This window comes from Dactylosporangium roseum, assembly GCF_025264685.1.
Classification (GTDB): domain Bacteria; phylum Actinomycetota; class Actinomycetes; order Mycobacteriales; family Micromonosporaceae; genus Dactylosporangium; species Dactylosporangium roseum.
This window is the reverse complement of the sequence record NZ_CP073721.1, coordinates 1,731,900-1,750,329: the sequence shown is the minus strand read 5'-3', so window position 1 is coordinate 1,750,329 and position 18,430 is coordinate 1,731,900. Positions and strand designations below refer to the sequence as shown.

22 protein-coding genes are annotated in these 18,430 nt (G+C 71.4%); 12 read left to right on the top strand and 10 right to left on the bottom strand.

Annotated features, from left to right (window positions below):
• Nucleotides 1-32: 32 nt before the first annotated feature.
• Together Drose_RS08935 and dut are read right to left on the bottom strand one after the other, a co-directional pair.
• Complete coding sequence (locus Drose_RS08935; protein ID WP_260727701.1) at nucleotides 33-803, bottom strand: DUF3710 domain-containing protein; 771 nt, start codon at nucleotides 801-803, stop codon at nucleotides 33-35.
• Nucleotides 800-1,279: a dUTP diphosphatase gene (gene dut, locus Drose_RS08930; RefSeq protein ID WP_390891347.1), complete on the bottom strand. Its 480-nt coding sequence runs from the start codon at nucleotides 1,277-1,279 to the stop codon at nucleotides 800-802. Before dut ends, Drose_RS08935 begins: the two co-directional genes overlap by 4 nt.
• A gap of 51 nt (nucleotides 1,280-1,330) precedes the next feature.
• On the opposite strand from dut, the gene Drose_RS08925 reads away from it, so the two are divergent.
• Entirely contained in the window at nucleotides 1,331-1,789 is a 459-nt protein-coding gene (locus Drose_RS08925) for a DUF3093 domain-containing protein (protein WP_260727700.1), read from the top strand.
• On the opposite strand, the gene Drose_RS08920 is transcribed toward Drose_RS08925, so the two are convergent.
• Both Drose_RS08920 and Drose_RS08915 read right to left on the bottom strand, forming a co-directional pair.
• A complete protein-coding gene (locus Drose_RS08920; protein WP_260727699.1) occupies nucleotides 1,760-2,548 on the bottom strand; it encodes a hypothetical protein in 789 nt (262 codons plus the stop codon). The two genes, Drose_RS08925 and Drose_RS08920, sit on opposite strands and share 30 nt — an antisense overlap.
• Before the next feature lie 81 nt (nucleotides 2,549-2,629).
• On the bottom strand, nucleotides 2,630-2,926 hold the full coding sequence (locus Drose_RS08915) for a DUF4193 domain-containing protein (protein WP_260727698.1): 297 nt from the start codon (nucleotides 2,924-2,926) through the stop codon (nucleotides 2,630-2,632).
• A 356-nt stretch (nucleotides 2,927-3,282) separates the two neighbouring features.
• Here Drose_RS08915 and Drose_RS08910 point away from each other — a divergent pair, with 356 nt between their 5' ends.
• Nucleotides 3,283-3,825, top strand: coding sequence for a LytR C-terminal domain-containing protein (locus Drose_RS08910; RefSeq protein ID WP_260727697.1), 543 nt, complete (start codon nucleotides 3,283-3,285; stop codon nucleotides 3,823-3,825).
• Between the two features lie 3 nt (nucleotides 3,826-3,828).
• Here the strand turns inward: Drose_RS08910 and Drose_RS08905 are convergent, their stop codons facing one another.
• Nucleotides 3,829-4,614, bottom strand: a complete 786-nt coding sequence (locus tag Drose_RS08905; protein WP_260727696.1) for an inositol monophosphatase family protein — start codon at nucleotides 4,612-4,614, stop codon at nucleotides 3,829-3,831.
• Nucleotides 4,615-4,876: 262 nt separating this feature from the next.
• Here Drose_RS08905 and Drose_RS08900 point away from each other — a divergent pair, with 262 nt between their 5' ends.
• Nucleotides 4,877-6,529 (top strand): RNA polymerase sigma factor, encoded by a 1,653-nt coding sequence (locus Drose_RS08900; RefSeq protein ID WP_260727695.1) that lies wholly within the window; start codon nucleotides 4,877-4,879, stop codon nucleotides 6,527-6,529.
• A gap of 286 nt (nucleotides 6,530-6,815) precedes the next feature.
• A complete protein-coding gene (locus Drose_RS08895) occupies nucleotides 6,816-7,049 on the top strand; it encodes a DUF7455 domain-containing protein (protein ID WP_260727694.1) in 234 nt (77 codons plus the stop codon).
• Nucleotides 7,050-7,302: 253 nt separating this feature from the next.
• On the opposite strand, the gene Drose_RS08890 is transcribed toward Drose_RS08895, so the two are convergent.
• Nucleotides 7,303-9,018: a DEAD/DEAH box helicase gene (locus tag Drose_RS08890; RefSeq protein ID WP_260727693.1), complete on the bottom strand. Its 1,716-nt coding sequence runs from the start codon at nucleotides 9,016-9,018 to the stop codon at nucleotides 7,303-7,305.
• Between the two features lie 113 nt (nucleotides 9,019-9,131).
• Nucleotides 9,132-9,401 (bottom strand): DUF3039 domain-containing protein, encoded by a 270-nt coding sequence (locus Drose_RS08885; RefSeq protein ID WP_260727692.1) that lies wholly within the window; start codon nucleotides 9,399-9,401, stop codon nucleotides 9,132-9,134.
• A gap of 61 nt (nucleotides 9,402-9,462) precedes the next feature.
• Between Drose_RS08885 and Drose_RS08880 the strand changes: the two genes are divergently transcribed.
• Both Drose_RS08880 and Drose_RS08875 read left to right on the top strand, forming a co-directional pair.
• Nucleotides 9,463-10,371, top strand: coding sequence for a pseudouridine-5'-phosphate glycosidase (locus tag Drose_RS08880; RefSeq protein ID WP_260727691.1), 909 nt, complete (start codon nucleotides 9,463-9,465; stop codon nucleotides 10,369-10,371).
• Nucleotides 10,368-11,243: a carbohydrate kinase family protein gene (locus Drose_RS08875; RefSeq protein WP_260727690.1), complete on the top strand. Its 876-nt coding sequence runs from the start codon at nucleotides 10,368-10,370 to the stop codon at nucleotides 11,241-11,243. The genes Drose_RS08880 and Drose_RS08875 overlap by 4 nt, the downstream gene beginning before the upstream one ends.
• 15 nt (nucleotides 11,244-11,258) lie before the next feature.
• On the opposite strand, the gene Drose_RS08870 is transcribed toward Drose_RS08875, so the two are convergent.
• Genes Drose_RS08870 through Drose_RS08860 form a run of 3 tightly spaced genes read right to left on the bottom strand, consistent with a single transcriptional unit; the run spans nucleotide 11,259 to nucleotide 12,742 of the window.
• The gene (locus Drose_RS08870) at nucleotides 11,259-11,609 is read right to left on the bottom strand and encodes a DUF3099 domain-containing protein (RefSeq protein ID WP_260727689.1); all 351 of its coding nucleotides are present in this window, start codon (nucleotides 11,607-11,609) and stop codon (nucleotides 11,259-11,261) included.
• A 47-nt stretch (nucleotides 11,610-11,656) separates the two neighbouring features.
• Nucleotides 11,657-12,118 carry a large conductance mechanosensitive channel protein MscL gene (gene mscL / locus Drose_RS08865; RefSeq protein ID WP_260727688.1) on the bottom strand — a complete coding sequence of 154 codons (462 nt, stop codon included), beginning with the start codon at nucleotides 12,116-12,118 and terminating at the stop codon, nucleotides 11,657-11,659.
• A 51-nt stretch (nucleotides 12,119-12,169) separates the two neighbouring features.
• Entirely contained in the window at nucleotides 12,170-12,742 is a 573-nt protein-coding gene (locus Drose_RS08860; protein WP_260727687.1) for an HhH-GPD-type base excision DNA repair protein, read from the bottom strand.
• 113 nt (nucleotides 12,743-12,855) lie between these two features.
• Here Drose_RS08860 and Drose_RS08855 point away from each other — a divergent pair, with 113 nt between their 5' ends.
• From Drose_RS08855 to sigB, 6 genes are all read left to right on the top strand, one after another.
• Entirely contained in the window at nucleotides 12,856-14,394 is a 1,539-nt protein-coding gene (locus Drose_RS08855) for a glycosyltransferase 87 family protein (RefSeq protein ID WP_260727686.1), read from the top strand.
• A 180-nt stretch (nucleotides 14,395-14,574) separates the two neighbouring features.
• Nucleotides 14,575-15,018 (top strand): hypothetical protein, encoded by a 444-nt coding sequence (locus Drose_RS08850; RefSeq protein WP_260727685.1) that lies wholly within the window; start codon nucleotides 14,575-14,577, stop codon nucleotides 15,016-15,018.
• A 31-nt stretch (nucleotides 15,019-15,049) separates the two neighbouring features.
• Nucleotides 15,050-15,391, top strand: a complete 342-nt coding sequence (locus tag Drose_RS08845) for a hypothetical protein (RefSeq protein WP_260727684.1) — start codon at nucleotides 15,050-15,052, stop codon at nucleotides 15,389-15,391.
• Nucleotides 15,392-15,400: 9 nt separating this feature from the next.
• A complete protein-coding gene (locus Drose_RS08840) occupies nucleotides 15,401-16,879 on the top strand; it encodes a DUF7782 domain-containing protein (RefSeq protein WP_260727683.1) in 1,479 nt (492 codons plus the stop codon).
• A gap of 1 nt (nucleotide 16,880) precedes the next feature.
• The gene (dtd, locus tag Drose_RS08835; protein ID WP_260727682.1) at nucleotides 16,881-17,303 is read left to right on the top strand and encodes a D-aminoacyl-tRNA deacylase; all 423 of its coding nucleotides are present in this window, start codon (nucleotides 16,881-16,883) and stop codon (nucleotides 17,301-17,303) included.
• A gap of 147 nt (nucleotides 17,304-17,450) precedes the next feature.
• Complete coding sequence (gene sigB, locus Drose_RS08830; RefSeq protein ID WP_390891422.1) at nucleotides 17,451-18,428, top strand: RNA polymerase sigma factor SigB; 978 nt, start codon at nucleotides 17,451-17,453, stop codon at nucleotides 18,426-18,428.
• Nucleotides 18,429-18,430: the final 2 nt, after the last annotated feature.

Sequence of the window (18,430 nt, the reverse complement as noted above, 5' to 3'; positions counted from 1 at the left end):
ACACCCTCGATACGACGGTACGCGCAATTTCGCTATTTGCGACGAGGCCGGGGTGACGGCTTTCTGCGCCCGGGCTCCTCGCCGTCCGCCGGTGCCCCGCCCGACCCCGGATCCGCCGAGTCCGCCGAGTCCGGCCCGGCCTCGCCATCGGTGATCTCCTTGGGCAGGCGCAGCGGCAGCGGCTCGCGCACCGGCATCGCCTCGTGACCCCGGTCGACGACCAGGTTGCGCAGGCACTCCAGCAGCGGCGGGGCGACGGACGGGTCGACCGCCGCCGGGCCCTGGAAGACGGCGCGGACCAACCAGCGCGGCCCGTCGACGCCCACGAACCGGATGTCGGTCAGCCCCTCCGGGGCGCGGACCCGGGCACGAAGCTCGATGCCGTAGTCGCCGTCGACCTCCTCGGCCGCGACACCGTCGTTGAACAACTGCTTGCGGATCTCGCCGCGGACCTCGTCCCAGATGCCCTCGCTGCGCGGCGCGGCGAACACGCCGAGCTGCAACGCGCTGTCGCCCGCGACGAGCACGATCTGCTGGATCTTGCCGTCGTTGTCGGCCTGGACCCGGACCTCGACACCGTCGACCGCCGGCACCTTCAGCGCGCCGAGGTCGAGCTGGGCGATCCCTTCGGGCGCCTCGGCGACGTCGTACGGACCTTCGATCCGCTCGGACTTGCCGCTCACCGGGGCCTCGACCTCGTCGTCCTCGATGGGGTCGAGGTCGGGCTCTGCCCGGCGCGGGGCACCCGGACGGGTGTCGGCCTTGGCGTGCCGTCCGCTCCCGCGATTGCGCGAGAAGATCACTGCTCTGCCTCCAAGTTCGCTGCCGGCGCCAGTCCGGCATGCCCGCCGGTGGACCCGTGGCCACCAGCCCCGCGCACAGTATCGGGAAGGTCGTCGACGACGTGGAAGTGTGCCCGCTCCACGCGTTGAATCACAAGCTGCGCAATCCGGTCACCTCGGCTGATCTTCGCCGTGGTCACCCGATCGTGATTGACCAGGTTCACCAGGATCTCGCCCCGGTACCCGGCGTCGACCGTCCCCGGCGCGTTGAGCACCGTCACCCCGAGCCGGGCCGCCAGCCCGGACCTCGGGTGCACAAGGCCCACGTGGCCCTCGGGCAGGGCGATCGCGATGCCCGTGCGGACCAGCGCCCGCTCGCCCGGGGCGAGCTCGACGCTCTCGGCCGCGACCAGGTCGGCGCCGGCGTCGCCGGGGTGTGCGTACGCCGGGAGCGGCAGGTCGGGCACGAGCCGCTGGATGAGCACCTCCGTCACCATGCCTCCATCCTGCCGGGTCCTCCGGGCACGCGAACACGTACCCTCGCACTCGTGGCACAGCCGAACCCGTACCGTGAGCGTCTCACCGTCGCCTGGTGGCTCTGGCTGCCCGCGGTGGCGTTCGCCGGACTGCTGGCGGCCGAGGTCAGGCTGGGGGCACCCGGCGTGGCGACCTGGATCCCGTACCTCGTCCTGCTGCCCCTGGCCACCGTGGGGCTGTGGTGGCTGGGCCGCATCCGCGTCGAGGTGTCCAACGGCGAGCTGCGGGTCGACGACGCGCACATCCCCCTGCGGTACGTCGGCGAGGTGACGGCGGTGTCCGCGACCGAGAAGCGGGACCTGCTCGGCCCCTACGCCGATCCGGAGGCCTTCGTCGTCCAGCGGCCCTGGATCGGCGGCGCTGTGCGCGTGCAGGTGCTCGACGAGGCCGATCCCACGCCGTACTGGCTGATCAGCACCCGCCACCCGGAGGCGCTGCGCTCAGCCCTCGATGACGCGCGGGCCCGCTGACTTCCGCAGGTCCTTGCGGATGTCCGCGCCGAGCGCGAGCGTCGCCCGGCGGTTCAGGAAGCCGCCGACCGCCGCGCCGGTCAAGAAGGGCCCCAGGGTGCTCAGATTGCGCCCGAAGCGTCTCAGCAGCCGATCGCGCAGCTCCTTGCGCAGCGCGGTGCCCATCGCGGCGGCGACGCTGCCGCCGATGCGCAGGGGATTGACCCCGCGGCGCTCTGCCCAGGCCTGGATCAGTGCGAACGCGCGCTGGGTGCCGTTGCCCTCGATGGGGCGGCCGTAGACCGCGTGCAGCTCGCCGATGAGCTTCATCTCCACCGCGACGACGGCCACCGTCTCGGCCGCCAGCAGGACAGGGGCCGAGAGCAGCGAGGGTGTCACAGCCCACTCGACCGCGGCCACGCCGCCGCCGGCGGCGCCGATGCCCGCGGTGACCCGTGAGGCGTTGCGGACCAGCCGCTCGGCGAGCGCGTCACCCTCGAGACCGCCGTGGTGCGCCTTCAGGGTTTCCAGGTCGCGCACGGGGATGTACGGCGCGACCCGCGTCACCGAGTCGGTCACCCAGTTGATCGCCCTCTTCGGCCGGAACAGGTCCTTGATCCCGCGCTCGCGGACCTCCAGCCGCACGAGGCGGCCCAACTGACGCCGCCGCTCTCTGGGGGCGATGTCCTCCTCGGTGAGGGCCGCGACGGCGTTGGTGAGCTCCGCCTCGTTGACGGGCTCGTTCTCGGCCGCCTCGTCGGCGGGGACCGACTGCACCATCGTCAACCTCCGGGGGGTGCGGACCGTTGCCGTTCATGACTCAAGCACGCCGGCGCCACCTCCGCGTGATCAACATCCGGATCACGCGCATTCGCGGCAGATCAGCTCCCCGTTTCGCTCGGCCGCCAACTGGCTGCGGTGGTGCACCAGGAAGCACCGCGAGCAGCGGAACTCGTCGGCCTGCATCGGCAGGACCTTCACCGTCATGTCCTCGTCGGCCAGGTCGGCACCCGGCAGTTCGAAGTTCTCCGCGATGTCGGAGTCGTCGACGTCGACGATCGCGGACTGTGCGTCCGTCCGGCGGGACTTCAGCTCCTCGAGGCTGTCCTCCCCGAGGTCGACCTCGTCGCGTCGTGGCGCGTCGTAGTCGGTGGCCATCGGTGTTCACACTCCTATTTCGTGTCGCCCGTAGGTTTCGCGCCCGGTGTAACGTCCAACGAGCGGCGTACCTTACCGCCCTTGTGCCGTTTGTTGTACGCCCATGCGCGGAAACTTGTTCCCAATGTGACCGAGGCGACACAACGATCTTCCCGGCGCCGAACGGGTCCCCGCGCAGCGGCGATGCGACGATACCGCCACCCGACAGTGTCCGTGCGGAGTCGTACCGCGACGACGAGTGGGAACTTTGTGGTATGTCGGGTGGGACTTCAACATCGGCGGCCGACAGGCGCTAACCTCTCCGGCAGCCAGAGCGTCCTTCTGGTGACGGAGTCGTAGCGGCGCGGGAGCAGACCATGAGTTTTGCGCGAGTCAGAGCACTCGTGGTGATTGGCATCCTGGTCGTCGCCGCAGCGGTGTTCGTGGTCGTCGCCCTGGTCAAGGATCGTCAGAGCAGTCCGCAGTCCGCCGAGAAATGCGCCGAGGGCGCCGTCGTGGCCAACGCGAAGTTGCCGACCCCCGAAGAGGTCAAGCTCAACATCTACAACGCCACGAACAAGCCCGGTCTGGCCGGCAACGTGTCGCAGGACTTCCTCGCCCGCAAGTTCAAGGAGGCGAAGGTCCAGACCGCGCAGCCCAGCCCGGCGGTGACCAAGCCCACCGACGTGGTGGCCGTCATCCGCTTCGGGCCGCAGGCCGTGGGCGCCGCGTGGCTCGTGCGGGCATACTTCCTCAACCAGTCCCGCAACGAGTTCGACAAGGCGCGGCAGGACGACCGGGTCGACGTGATCATCGGCGGCCAGTTCCAGCAACTGCCCACCACCACCGAGGTCAACCAGGCGATCGGCGCCCTGGGCAACCCGACGCTGCCCGAGGGCACCTGCGCGGCCGAGGGGTGACGGTCACGGCCCGCCGGCCGCGTCCAGCCTCACCAGGCGCTCGTGCAGCGGTGCGTGCAGCGCCGGCGGCGCCGCGACCACCATGTCCGGCCCGGGCGGCGCGCCGTCGAGGCCGGTCACCAGCACACCCGCCTCCGCGGCGACGAGGCCACCCGCCGCGTGGTCCCACGGGTTGAGGCCCTTCTCGTAGTAGGCGTCGAGGCCGCCCTCCGCCACGAGGCAGAGGTCGATCGACGCGGCGCCCATCCGGCGCACGTCACGGACGTCGGCGATCAGCCCGGCGAGCACCTTGGCCTGGTGCAGGCGTCGTTCCGCCGCATAGCCGAACCCCGTGCCGACCAGCGCCTGTGACAGGTCGGTCTCGGCCGAGCCGGTGAGGCGCCGGTCGCCGATGAAGGCCCCGCCGCCGCGGACGGCGGTCCACTCCTTGCCGGTGGCCGCGTTGCGGACCACCCCGGCGACCACCTCGCCGTTCACCTCCGCGGCCAGGGAGACCGCGTATTGCGGCAGGTCGTAGAGGTAGTTCACGGTGCCGTCGATCGGGTCGAGGATCCAGCGCACCGGGGCCTCGCCCTGCCCGCCACCGAACTCCTCACCCAGTACCACATCATGGGGCCGGGCGGCGAGCAGCGCCTCGCGGACGTGGCGCTCGACCGCCCGGTCGGCGGCGGTGACCACATCGGTGGCCGTGGACTTGGTCGCCACCGCCGCGACGCCCTCGGCCCGCATTCGGTTGGCGAGCGCTGCCGCGGAGCGGACGATGGAGACGGCGAGAGCCAGAAGTTCCATGGTCACTATCCTTACAAAGCCCCCCGGGGTCCGATTCGAGCCCATCCGTTCGGTCACAACAGGCGAGTTCGGGGTCCACAAGACGGGATGTTGGCGCGAGAGAGCGTTACAATTCACGCGCTGCCCGCTGTCGCTTGTGAATCCACCCCGGAGGCACAGCGCACGGGTGCCACCAAAGCAACCCGGCCACTCAGCACGGCCGCGCCGTGCGCGAACCCGGCCGCACCGGCCGTCGCTCGCTCATCGCACCGGAAGGTCGTTCGTGACAGCAGCTCACCAGCCCAGCGTCGACGTACGCTCCCTCGCCGACACGCTGATCGCGCGTGCCGCCGCCAACGGAGGCCACCTCACGTCGGCAGAGGTCGCGCAGGCGGTCGACACCGCAGACGTAACCCCCGCGCATGCGAAGAAGCTGCTCCGGAGCCTGGCCGAGGCGGGTGTGACCGTCGTGGTCGACGACTCCGCCCACGGCCGGCGCAAGGTTGCCGCCGCCCGGTCGGCCACGCCGGCATCCAAGGCGGCCACTGCCAAGGCCGCACCGGCCCGCAAGGCGCCGCCCAAGCCGCTGACAGCCGTCGACTCCCCACAGGACGAGACGGCGGTGAAGAAGGTCCCCGTGAAGAAGGCCGCGCCCGAGGCGCCCTCCGCTGCACCCGCCGCTCCGGCCAAGAAGGCCCCGCCGGCGAAGAAGGCCACGACAAAGGCGGCGCCCGCCAAGAAGGCCGCGCCGGCCAAGGTCGCCGCCACGAAGAAGGCGTCCCCCGGTGAGGCCGCGGACCCTGCGGCCCCGGCCGCGGGCGGCGACGAGCCGGATCTCGAGGAGCTCGACGCCGAGGCGTTGGCGGCCGAGATCGAGGACGTCGCCGCCGAGGAGCCGGCCGAAGTCGCCAAAGCCGAGGCGGACGCCGAGGCCAACGCGACCGACGACGACTTCGCGTGGGACGACGACGAGTCCGAGGCGCTGAAGCAGGCCCGGCGCGACGCCGAGCTCACCGCGTCGGCCGACTCCGTGCGGGCCTACCTGAAGCAGATCGGCAAGGTCCCCCTGCTCAACGCGGAGCAGGAGGTCGAGCTCGCCAAACGGATCGAGGCCGGGCTCTACGCCGCGGAGCGCCTGCGGGCGGCCGAGGAGTCGGGCGAGCCGATGAAGATGCCGGCCTCGCGGGACTTCATGTGGATCTCCCGCGACGGCGAGCGCGCCAAGAACCACCTGCTGGAGGCCAACCTCCGGCTGGTCGTCTCGCTCGCCAAGCGGTATACGGGCCGCGGCATGGCGTTCCTGGACCTCATCCAGGAGGGCAACCTCGGCCTCATCCGCGCCGTCGAGAAGTTCGACTACACCAAGGGCTACAAGTTCTCCACCTACGCCACCTGGTGGATCCGGCAGGCCATCACCCGCGCCATGGCCGACCAGGCCCGCACCATCCGCATCCCGGTGCACATGGTCGAGGTGATCAACAAGCTCGGCCGCATCCAGCGCGAGCTGCTCCAGGACCTGGGCCGTGAGCCCACCCCGGAGGAGCTGGCCAAGGAGATGGACATCACGCCGGAGAAGGTGCTGGAGATCCAGCAGTATGCGCGTGAGCCGATCTCCCTCGACCAGACGATCGGCGACGAGGGCGACAGCCAGCTCGGTGACTTCATCGAGGACTCCGAGGCGGTCGTCGCGGTCGACGCGGTGTCCTTCTCGCTGCTGCAGGACCAGCTCCAGCAGGTGCTGCAGACGCTGTCGGAGCGCGAGGCCGGCGTGGTGCGGCTCCGGTTCGGGCTCACCGACGGCCAGCCTCGCACGCTCGACGAGATCGGCCAGGTGTACGGCGTGACGCGCGAGCGGATCCGCCAGATCGAATCGAAGACGATGTCCAAGCTGCGCCACCCGTCGCGCTCGCAGGTCCTCCGGGACTATCTCGACTGAGTTTTCGCTTGTGGCGAACCCGGGCTGTCCCTTTTGGGGCGGCCCGGGTGTGTTTCGGGTCACTGAGGGCATTCCAGACCGGTGGCGACGCGCCAACCCACTTGTGATCGCAGCCGGGGCGCGATAGGAAGGCGTAGCGGGGGTTGCACCGATCCCCGCGAGACTCGACGGAAATGTGACATCGGTCCCGCACACCACCCGGGAACGATGTCGGGCAACCTGGTGTTGAACGAATTGTGAACGACGCAAGGAAGCGTTCGTCGGTGACGATCAGAGGAGGAAGGCGATGACCCCGACCCTCACGCCGCCACCGGAGACGGCGGCACCCCCCGCCGCCGATGAACGGTGCGACCGCTGCAACGCGGCAGGGAAACTCCGAGTCCGGCTCGCCGAAGGCGGCGACCTGATCTTCTGTGGACATCACGCCAACAAGTACGCCGACAAACTGGTCAAGATCGCGGTAGAGGTAGCCGTCGCCCCGGACTTCGCGTGGCGTGGGACCGAGCTTTCGGCTAGCTGACAAATACCTACGTGGCACAGGGTGCCCCTTCCGGGGGACGCCCTGTGCGCTTTTTTCAGCCCGCCCCGCCAGCGACCACAGCTCCAGCCCACGGGCCCCGGTCCGCACCGGATGGATCCACTCCCGGGCCAGGCTCGGATGGTGACGCACAGTCGTGCTGGTGGTATCTGTCGGTCGCGGTCGCCGCTGGAGCCGGGGCGGCGTGCTCCGGTCCGGGCGACCCCATGATCATGGGATCGGGGCGGGGCGGGTGCTACAGGGTCTGGATCGTGGCTATCCGTTCTTCCAACTGCTCGATCGTCGCCTGGGCGCTGGGCGGGCCGCCGCACAGGCGGCGCAGCTCGGCGTGGATCTTGCCGTGCGGCAGGCCCGTGCGGTGGTGGTGGGCGGCCACCAGGGTGTTGAGCTGGCGGCGCAGGACGATCCGGCGCTCGCCCGCCGTGCGGGGCTGTGCCGGTGCCGGCTCCGCGACCGTCGCGGCCGGAGCGCTGCGTTGCTGGGCCGCGAGCTGCTCCGCCTGGCGCTTCGACAACAGCGCCGACACCTGGTCGGGGGTCAGCAGGCCGGGCAGCCCGAGGTACTCCTCCTCCTCAGGGGTCCCCGCCTGCGCCGGCAGGCCGAAGGTCGCGCCGTCGAAGATGATCTGGTCGAGCTCGGCCGTCGCGGACAGGGCCTCGAAGCGCTTCTCCAGCTCGCCGCTCGCGTCCTCGGCTCGCTGGGCGCGCTCGATCAGGTCGTCGTCGAGGCCGTCCTTCGTCTTCGGCTCGCCGAGGACGTGGTTGCGCTGGGCCTCCATCTCGCTGGCGAGCTCCAGCAGGTGCGGCACGCTGGGCACGAACACCGTGGCCGTCTCGCCCTGGCGGCGTGCGCGGACGAACCGGCCGATGGCCTGGGCGAAGAACAGCGGGGTCGACGCGCTCGTCGCGTAGACGCCGACGGCCAGCCGCGGGATGTCGACGCCCTCGGACACCATGCGGACGGCGACCATCCACCGCTCCCGCGAGGCGGCGAACGCCGCGATCCGGCCCGAGGCGCCGACGTCGTCGGAGAGGACGACCACGGCCTTCTCGCCGGTGATCTCGCCGAGGACCTTCGCGTAGGAGCGGGCCGACTGCTGGTCGCTCGCGATGACCAGGCCACCGGCGTCGGGTATGCCACCGGCGCGCAGGTTTTGCAGGCGTGCGTCGGCCGCGCGCAGGACCTGCTGCATCCATTCGCCGGTCGGGTCGAGGGCGGTCCGCCACGCCTGCGCGATGAGGTCCTGCGTCATCGGCTCACCGAGCCGCGCGGCCAACTCGTCACCGGCGGAGGTGCGCCAGCGGGTCTCGCCCGAGTACGCCAGGAAGATCACCGGCCGGACGACGCCGTCCTGCAGCGCGTCGGCGTATCCGTACACGGTGTCGGCGCGGGAGCGTTGCAGGCCGTCCATGCCCCGCTCGTACTGCACGAAGGGGATCGGATTTTCGTCGGAACGAAACGGTGTGCCGGTCAGCATCAGCCGCCGCACGGCCGGCTCGAACGCGGCCCGCACCCCGTCGCCCCAGGAGCGCGAGTCGCCGGCGTGATGGATCTCGTCGAGGACCACGAGAGTCTTCCGCGTGATCGTGCGCCGCTTGTGTACCGCCGGTGCGATGCCGACCTGGGCATAGGTGACGACGGTGCCGTGGAAGTCGGACGACGCGTGGACGTCGGAGTTGCGGAACCCGGCGTCGAGGTCGACGCCGACCCGTGCCGCGGCTTCCGCCCACTGCGTCTTCAGGTGCTCGGTCGGGGTGACCACGGTCAGGTTGTCGATCGTGCCGTCGGCGAACAGCTCCAGGGCCACCCGCAGCGCGAACGTGGTCTTGCCGGCGCCCGGCGTCGCGACCGCCAGGAAGTCCTCACGCTTGCCGCGCAGGTACTCCATGAGCGCCTTGCGCTGCCACACCCGGAGCGTCTGACCTTGCTGCACCACCGGACGCGGCGGCATGCGACCCCCTCGAGACGACCACGCATGAAAACGCCTCCGGGTCGTGGACCTCGAAGGCGTTTGTCAGCCTAGCGGGCGCGCGCCGGTGAGGCCCCGGCACGCGCCGAACGTCACTACGACGGATCGTCGTTCTGGACGACGTTCTCGTAGATGTCCTTGCACACCGGGCACACCGGGAACCGGCTCGCGTCACGCGTGGGAACCCAGAGCTTTCCGCACAACGCGCGGACCGGAGTGCCGTTGACCATGGCCTCCATCATTTTGTCCTTCGGCACGTAGTGCGCGAACTTCTCGTGGTCGCCTTCGTCGTACCGGTAGTCGGTCCGTTCCTCGACCTGCTCGTCGAGGAGGGTCCCGCCATCGCTCTCGGGTGTGGTCGTCACGGCTCCCAGTCTGCCAGGCTCGACCGGGTTCGGCCCGCCGAGGCGGGGCTATGGTGGGCTGGTGATCAACCATGTCATCCGGTTCGGCCCCGAAGTCGAGGCGGCCCGCGCCGCCGGCGCGCCCATCGTCGCGCTCGAGAGCACGATCATCTCGCACGGGCTGCCGCGCCCGGCCAACCTGGCCGTCGCGAAAGAGATCGAGGCGACGGTTCGGGCCGAGGGCGCCGTCCCCGCCACGATCGGCATGATCGGCGGCGAGATCGTGGTCGGCCTCGACGAGGGTGAGATCCACCACCTGGCCGGCAGTGACGACGTGGTCAAGCTGTCCGTGCGTGACCTGGCCCCGGCCGCCGCGGCCCGCGCCGACGGCGCCACCACGGTCGCCGCCACCTCGGCGATCGCCACGAAGGCGGGCATCCCGGTGTTCGCCACCGGCGGCCTCGGCGGTGTCCACCGCGACGCCTCGGCCACGTTCGACGAGTCGGCCGACCTGACCGCGCTGTCCCGCCTGCCGATCACGATCGTCTGCGCGGGCGTCAAGTCGATCCTCGACGTCGGGGCGACCCTGGAGCGGCTGGAGACCCTCGGCGTCAGCGTCGTCGGCTACGGCACGCGGCGGTTCCCCGGCTTCTACCTCACCGACGCCGGCTTCGACCTCGACTGGTCCGTCGACGACCCGGAGAGCGTCGCCGACCTCATCCGTGCCGCGCGCACCCACGAGGTGCACGACGGGGCGCTGGTCGTGGCCAATCCGCTCCCGGCCGACGAGCAACTCGATCCGGCGCTGCACGATCGGGTGCTCGCCGAGGGTCTGGCCGGACTCGAACGGGACGGCGTGACCGGCAAGGAGGTCACCCCGTACCTCCTCGCGCACTTCCACTCGGCCACCGAGGGCAAGAGCCTCGACGTCAACGTCCGGATCATCCTGCGCAACGCCCGGCTGGCGGCCCGCATCGCGGCGGCCCTGTGACGGTCGTCGTGATCGGTGACGTGGTCACCGACATCCTGACCGTGCACGAGGGTCCTCTCGCCATCGGTTCGGACACCATCGCCGCCGTGCGGATCAACGGCGGCGGCTCCGCGGCGAACACCGCCGCCTGGCTGGCGTCGACCGGCCACCCCGTCGTGTTCGCGGGTGTGGCCGGCGCCGACGAGCCGGGCGACGCGCGGCTCGCCGAGCTCCACGCCGCCGGGGTGCGCACGTCGGTCCGCCGGGTGCCCGGCGCGAGCACCGGCACGGTGGTCGTGCTCACCTCGGACGACGAGCGCACAATGTTCACCGACCGGGGCGCCAATCGGCTCCTCTCCCCAGCCGACGCGGACCGGGCCCTCGACCATCCGGGCGCGCGGCACCTGCATGTTTCGGCATACGTGCTGTTCGACCCGGACTGCGCGCCGGCGGGCCGGCACGCGCTGGACGAGGCGCGGCGGCGTGGCATGACCACGAGTCTGGACGCCGCGTCGGCCGCTCCCTTGGCACACGCGGGCGCGAGGATGCTGCCCTGGGCCGACCTCCTGCTGGCCAACCTCGACGAGGCGCGGGTGATCGCCGGCTCGGACGGCACTCCCGGCGAGCTGGCCACGGCCCTGCTGGAGCACGCCGGCCAGGTGGTCGTGAAGTCGGGCGCCGGCGGCGCCACCTGGGCGGCTCGGACGGCGGAGGCACCTGTGCACGTCGCCGCGGTGGCGGTGGGCGAGGTGGTGGATCCGACGGGTGCGGGCGACGCCTTCGCCGCCGGTTATCTGGCGGCGTGGCTCGGTGGCGCGCCGCCGGCGGAGGCCCTGCGACGGGGCAACGAGCTCGGCGCGGCCGCCGTCAGCCGGCTCGGCGGCCGGCCGTGACCCACCGAAGGGCGGTCACTTCTCGACGTCGATGATCCGGTGCTCGCGGTCGTGGAGCGCGTGGGCCGGGTCGGGGTGGGACGTGGGCTGGCGGTGGAGCTTGTTGCGGAGCTGGTGCTCGGGGCGCGGGGCCTTGTCGTTGGCGAGGAGAACCGCGGCCCACGGCAGGACCACCGCGCCGACGATGCACAGGGTGAGCCAGAGCCAGAGCAGCGGTGGGCGGGTCGCGACCAGGATGGCCGCGACCACCACGCAGACGGCCCGGAGCAGCATCATGAGCACATACCGCACCTCGCGCTCGCGGAGCTCCTGCTCGGGACTGCGGGCCGCGTCGGTGATCAACTGGGGTCGTTCCCTGCGTGCCATTACCCCCGAGTCTGCCACGCCCGCAGCCCGGACCGTGAGGGAGGAGCTCAGACGTCCGTCGGTTTCACCGGCACCGAGTGAGCACCGCCCGCGGGCACCCCACCCGCGTTGCGCTCACGCTCGGTGGTGCCGGTCTGGAGCAGGTCTCGGATCTCGGTGAGCAGCCGCACCTCGTCGCTCGGCGCCGCCGGCTCCGGCGCAACCCCGCGCTTGCGGCGCTCCGCGAGCTTGTTCATCGGCAGTACGACCAGGAAGTACACGGTCGCCGCGGTGAACAGGAAGGTGATCACCGAGTTGACGAACGCCGGCCACTCGAGGACCTGGCTGCCGATCGGGAGGCCCTGCCGCTTGTCGGAGAGGCCGATGCCACCGGTCAGCTTGATCAGCGGTTCGAGGAACGACTTGGTGAACGTGGTGACGACGCCGTTGAAGGCGGCGCCGATGACAACGGCGACGGCAAGCTCGATCACGTTGCCGCGCGTGATGAAATCCCGGAAACCCTTCAGCACGGTAGGCACCCTACGGCCCCCGGGTTGCAACCGCACCCGGGGTGTACGCCTCTAGGCTTTCGTCTTCGCGGCGGCCTTCATGGCCTGTTTGTACTCGCGGACCTTGGCCAGGGACGCGGCGTCGACGATGTCGGCGACCGAGCGGTACGAACCCTGCTCGCCGTACGCACCGGCGGCCGCACGCCAGCCGTCGGGCCGCACGCCGTACTGCTTGCCGAGCAGCGCGACGAAGATCTGCGCCTTCTGCTTGCCGAACCCGGGCAGCGCGCCGACCCGCCGGAGCAACTCCTGCCCGGTCTCGACGCCGCCCCAGAGCCCCGCGGCGTCGCCGTCGTACCGGTCGACGAGTGCCTGGCAGACCTCCCGCACCCGGGCCGCCATCGCCTTCGGGAACCGATGCAGGGCCGGCGTCCGGGCGAAGATCTCGACCAGCGCCTCGGGATCGTAGGCCGCGAGTTCCTCGGCGGTGGGCTCGTGCCCGATTCGCCGCGCGAGCACGTGCGGCGAGGAGAACGCCTTCTCCAGCGGCACCTGTTGGTCGAGAACCATGCCGATGAGCAGCGCGAGCGGGCTGCGCGTCAGCAACTGGTTGGCGTCGTCGTCGATCGGCAGCGTGATGGCCATGCCGAACATTTTGCCGGTCGGCGTCACCCTGTGCCACGAGCTCGGCGACGCCGCCGGTGACGGCTTGGCGTCAGCGGCGAGCCTCGTCTGCGGAGGCTCACTACCCTGAGGCGATGCTGGAGCGCAGAGCTGTCGCCACCTGGTCGGTCTTCGGGATCGTCGCCGCGGTGTCGTCCGTGCTGGTCATGCGGCGGCCGATCGCGCAGCGCCTGTCGGACCTGCACATCTACTACGGTGCCGCGGAGACCGTCAACACCGGAGACCCGCTCTACGGCTACGTCGCGGAGAACGGCGGGCCGTTCACCTACCCGCCGTTCGCGGTCCTGCTGTTCCGGCCGCTCACGCTGCTGCCCGAGGGTGCCGTGCAGTTGCTCTGGCTCGCCCTGACCTGCGCCGCCGTCGTGGTCATCGCCCGGTCCGTCGGGCGCGGGCTGGGCCTCGGGCCGCTCGCGGTGGCCGGCATGGCGTGTGCGCTGCTGGTGTCGGCGCCCGTGCAGAGCAACCTCCGCTTCGGCCAGGTGAGCATCTTCATCGTCCTGCTGGCCCTCGTCGACGCGATGGGGCTGCTGCCGGAGCGGTACCGCGGGATCCTCGTCGGCGTCGCCGCGGCGATCAAGCTGACCCCGCTGCTCTTCGTCGGCTACTTCCTGATCACCGGCCGCTACAAGGACGCGGCCCGGGCCGCCGGGGCGTTCGCGGGGTGCGGGCTGCTGGCGGCGGCACTGCTGCCGGCCGATAGCTGGGCGTACTGGTCCGGCACCATGCTGGAGACCTCGCGCATCGGCAACCTCGCGTCGCTGGGCAACCAGTCGGTGCACGGCATGCTCATGCGGGCCGGGGTCTCCCCCGCCGTCCTGCCCTTCGTCTGGGCCGGGCTGATCGCCGTCGTCTGCGGCGCCGCCATGCTGCGGGCCTGCCGGCTGCACCGCTACGGCGAGCACGTCCGGGCGGCGGTGCTGGTCGGCTGCGCGACGGTCGCCGCCTCGCCGGTGTCCTGGACGCACCACCAGGTCTGGACCGTACTGGCGGCGATGCTGCTCATCGCCACCGACGGCGTCTGGCGGCGCGCCGCGGGGGTGGTGCTGCTCGTGGTCATGACGCTGTCGCTCGGCGCGGTGCTCCGCGGCGTCTCGACCTACCCCGGCTGGCAGTTCCTGCTGGAGAACGCCCGCTCGATCGGGCTCGTCGCGGTCTGCCTGGCCGGCTTCGGCGGCGCCGCGGTCGTCACGGTCCGGCGCTCCCGGGCCTGGCTGCGGCCGGTGACCGCGGTCGCCGTCGCGCTGACCGTGATCGCGCTGCTGCCGTTGCCGGCGGGCGCCGACCCGACGTTCAAGGCGTACTCGGCGAGCGACCTGGCCAACCCGCGGTACTTCTACTTCAGCGCCGACCCGCTCCCCGGCGAGCCGGTGCGCTTTCTCGTGCGGCGGGAGAAGACCAAGGTCCGGGTCAACGGCGTGGCCGGCGCGGAGGTGGCGCGGTTGCGCTATCGGTCGGCGCCCGGCGGGCTGTCGCGCACCGTCCCGCTGCTCGACCTGGAACCGGGCGTGCGGACGTTCTCGTTCCGCAGCGCGAACCTGGCCCACGGCCGCCTCGACGCGCTGGCCCCCGACGGCCGGGTCGTGGCGACCTTCACAGGCTTCGAGCGGTCCTAGCCGATCATCGCCGCGCCGGTCAGCCCCACCAAGGCCGATAATTCGGGCGCGAGGTTCGGAGTTGTCGTCGCCGAGGTGCGCCGGCCGACAACGCCTGCGGGGCGAGCGTGCCGGCTGCGATCCAGCCGCATCTCAAGAACTGCTGGCCCCCGGAGCATAGAGTGACGTAAATTGCCGCTCGTGCTCAAGATATCCCTCCTCCCCCTTGCCGTCGCCGGTGCGCTCGCGGGCTGCTCCGGCGGCGGCCCATCCGGCGCCGCGCCGACGAACGTCGCGCCGACCGCCGAGGAGTCGACCGTCCCGCAGACAGGGCCGGCGCCGACGAAGCCGGGCGCCAGCCCGCAGGCCGGCTGCCCGGTGGACGCCGCGACGCTGGAAAAGGCGTTCCGGCAGCACAAGGAGCTGTCGACACACCTCGTGCTCGGCGCCGGGCTCACGGACATTAGCTGCGCGCAGGACTACGCGACCGCGCGGACCCGGCCGGATACCGTGGATCCGGCGACGGTGCTGTTCCACTACGACGGCACGAAGAAGATGTGGCTCGCGGTGACCGGCGGCACCGACGGCGTCTGCGACACCATCGTCCCGCAGGCGATCCGCTCGCAATTGAAGAACTGCTTCTAGTGAAATGACCACCCTTATGGTCACATAGAGCATGGAGCGTGAAGCACTGGTCCGGCTCCTCGCCGAGGAGCCGGGTGCTGCCTTCGTGGCCTGCGGCGAGGCCATCCGCGCTGGCGCCGAGTATGTCGTCTGGGACCACACCCTCCCCGCCGACCAGCTCGCGCGCAGTTACTCGCGGCGAGCGCGTCACATGGCGAAGATCGGCAACCCGATGCTGGGCGGCGACGAGGCGATCCGCCAGTTGCAGGCCTCGGGCGACCGTCCATTGCGCACCGGCGAGGCGAAGGTCGAGGATCCGCCGACCCACTTCCAGATCTTCCTGACGCCCGAGGCGGACCGGGTCGTCGCCTGCATTGGGATCGACCAACGTTGACGTAGCAGGATGTCACGGGTGGACGCACTGCTCGACACCACCGGACTTGCCCGGCTGCGCGAGGCGCTGACCTCGGCGGAGTACACCTCCCAGGGCATCAAGGACCACCTCGGCGCGGCCGCGACCGCGGCGCTGGCGCGCAACGACTTCCGGGCCGCGCTCAAGATTACCGAGGAGCAGTGCGACCGGCTCGCGACGCTCATCCGGCTGTTCGTGTGCGGCCAGACCGAGCCGCTGTCCCGGGTCGCCGCCGCGCTGGCACCGCTGCCGCTGGAGGCCGCGCTACCGCTGCTGGAGGCCGACGGTGACGGTGTGCGGGCCGCCGTGGAGCTCGAGCCGTACGGCGACTGGTGGGTCGTCGCCGACCTGTCCGCGAGCATGCGGCCCGGCCGCCCGCTGCCCGGCGACCACGTCCTGGGCATCGGTGGCGCCTCGACGACGCTGGCCGCCGCGACCCTGCGTCACCCGGTGGGCAGCGCCCTCGACCTCGGCACGGGCTGCGGGGTCCAGGCCCTGCACCTGTCGGCGCACGCGCGGCGGGTGACCGCGACCGACGTCCTGCCCCGGGCGCTGCGGTTCGCGGCGACCACGGCCGCGCTGAACGGGCTGGACTGGGAACTGCTCCGGGGCGACCTCACCGGGCCGGTGCGAGGGCGCAGGTTCGACCTGGTGGTGAGCAACCCGCCGTTCGTGGCCGGGCCCGGGACGACCGCGCACACCTACCGCGACTCCGGCCGTCCGGGTGACGCGGTCTGCGCCGAGCTGGTGGCGGCGGCGCCGGGGCTGCTGGCCGACGGCGGGCACATGCAGTTCCTCGCCAACTGGCTGCACGTCGCCGGCGAGTCGTGGCAGGACCGGGTCGCCGGCTGGCTGGCCGGCACCGGGCTGGACGCGTGGGTCGTCCAGCGCGAGGTGTCGGATCCGGTCGCGTACGTCAACCTCTGGCTCACGGACGCGTCGGAGGATCCGCGCGTACAACCGGCGCTGGCCGCCTCCTGGCTGGACTGGTTCGACGCCCGGAAGGTGGACGCGGTCGGGTTCGGGCTGGTCACACTGCGGGCCGGCGGGCACGAGGACCCGACGGTGCGCATCGAGGACCTGCGGCAGACCGTCGACGGACCGCTCGGCCCGCTGATCGGCGACTGGTTCGACCGGCAGGACTTCCTGCGCGACGGCGACCTGCTCGCCACGCGCTTCCGCGCCGCGCCCGGCCTGCGGCTCCAGCAGGAGGCGAGCCAGGGGCCGGAGGGGTGGGAGGTCGACCGGCAGCTCCTCATGCTGCCCGACGGGCTGCGGTGGATCGAGGAGGTCGACCCGGTCGCGCTGGCGCTCGTCGGCGCCTGTGACGGTTCGGTGACCCTGCGGGATCAGGTCGACGTGCTGGCGGCGGCGCATGCGGTACCGGCTGAGGTGCTCGCCGACGTGGCCGTGCCCCTCGTCGCGCACCTGGTCGAGCGCGGCATCCTGCTGCCCGGCCCGGCGGCGTAGCGTGCGCGCCCTGGTCCAGACCGTCAGCCGGGCCTCGGTGACGGTCGACGGCGAGGTGGCCGGTGCGATCGAGAACGGCCTGCTCGTCCTGGTGGGCGTCACGCACAGCGACACCGCCACGACGGCGGCGGCGCTGGCCCGCAAGGTCCACGAGCTGCGCATCCTGGACGACGAGCGGTCGGCGTCGGACGTCGGCGTACCCCTGCTCGTCGTCTCGCAGTTCACGCTCTACGGCGACGCCCGCAAGGGCCGGCGGCCGACGTGGATCGCGGCGGCCCGGCCGGAGGTCGCGGAGCCGCTGATCGAGGACTTCTGCGCGGAGCTTCGCGCCCGCGGCGCAACGGTGCGAACCGGCCGATTCCGGACTCACATGCTGGTGGAAAGCGTGAACGTAGGGCCACGGACCGTGCTGTTGGAGGTCTAATCGCCGCGCGGACTACCGGTTTCGTGCCACGGGTCGTCCGCCTCACCGCCACTTCACGCCCGCTCAGCGAAGCTTCTTCCCGTAGGAATGATCGCGCCACTTGTCAAACCACGGGAGGCGAGCGAAGTGGCCCAGCCGCTGAGTGACATTACGGAATTCAACGCGACCGACGTTGAGACCGACGAGCAACACGAGCCCCAGATCGACAACACGGGCGTCTCAGCGGACCTGGTTCGCGCGTACCTCAACACGATCGGCCGCACCAAGTTGCTGACCGCCGAGCAGGAGGTCGAGCTCTCCAAGCGGATCGAGGCGGGCCTCTACGCCGAGGAGAAGCTCTCCACCGGCATGGTGCACCCCGCGTGGATGAACACCTACGAGGTCGTCGTACGCGAGGGCCGCGCCGCGAAGGCACACCTCCTGGAGGCCAACCTCCGCCTGGTCGTGAGCATCGCCAAGCGGTACACCGGCCGCGGCATGGCGTTCCTGGACCTCATCCAGGAGGGCAACCTCGGCCTCATCCGCGCCGTCGAGAAGTTCGACTACACCAAGGGCTACAAGTTCTCCACCTACGCCACCTGGTGGATCCGGCAGGCCATCACCCGCGCCATGGCCGACCAGGCCCGCACCATCCGCATCCCGGTGCACATGGTCGAGCAGGTCAACCGGATGGTCCGGGTCCGCCGTGACCTGTCCGCCTCCCTGGGCCGCGAGCCCGTCGTCGCCGAGATCGCCGCGGCGCTGGGCGTCGAGGAGTACCAGGTCATCGAGCTCATCTCGTACGATCGCGAGCCGGTCAGCCTGGACCAGGCCGTCGGTGAGGACGGCGAGAGCGCCCTCGGCGACTTCGTCGCCCGGATCGACCCCCGCGAGGAGCCGGCCGACAGCGTCTCGCAGGGCATGCTCCGCTCCGAGGTCGAGATCGTACTGTCGACGCTGTCCCAGCGCGAGCAGGCGGTCATCCGCCTGCGGTTCGGCCTGGACGACGGCCGGCAGCGCACGCTGGACGAGGTGGGCCGCGAGTTCGGCCTCTCCCGCGAGCGGATCCGCCAGATCGAGAAGGTGACGCTGCTGAAGCTCCGCCATCCCTCGCGCGCCAAGCGTCTCGAGGCCTACGCCTCCTGACC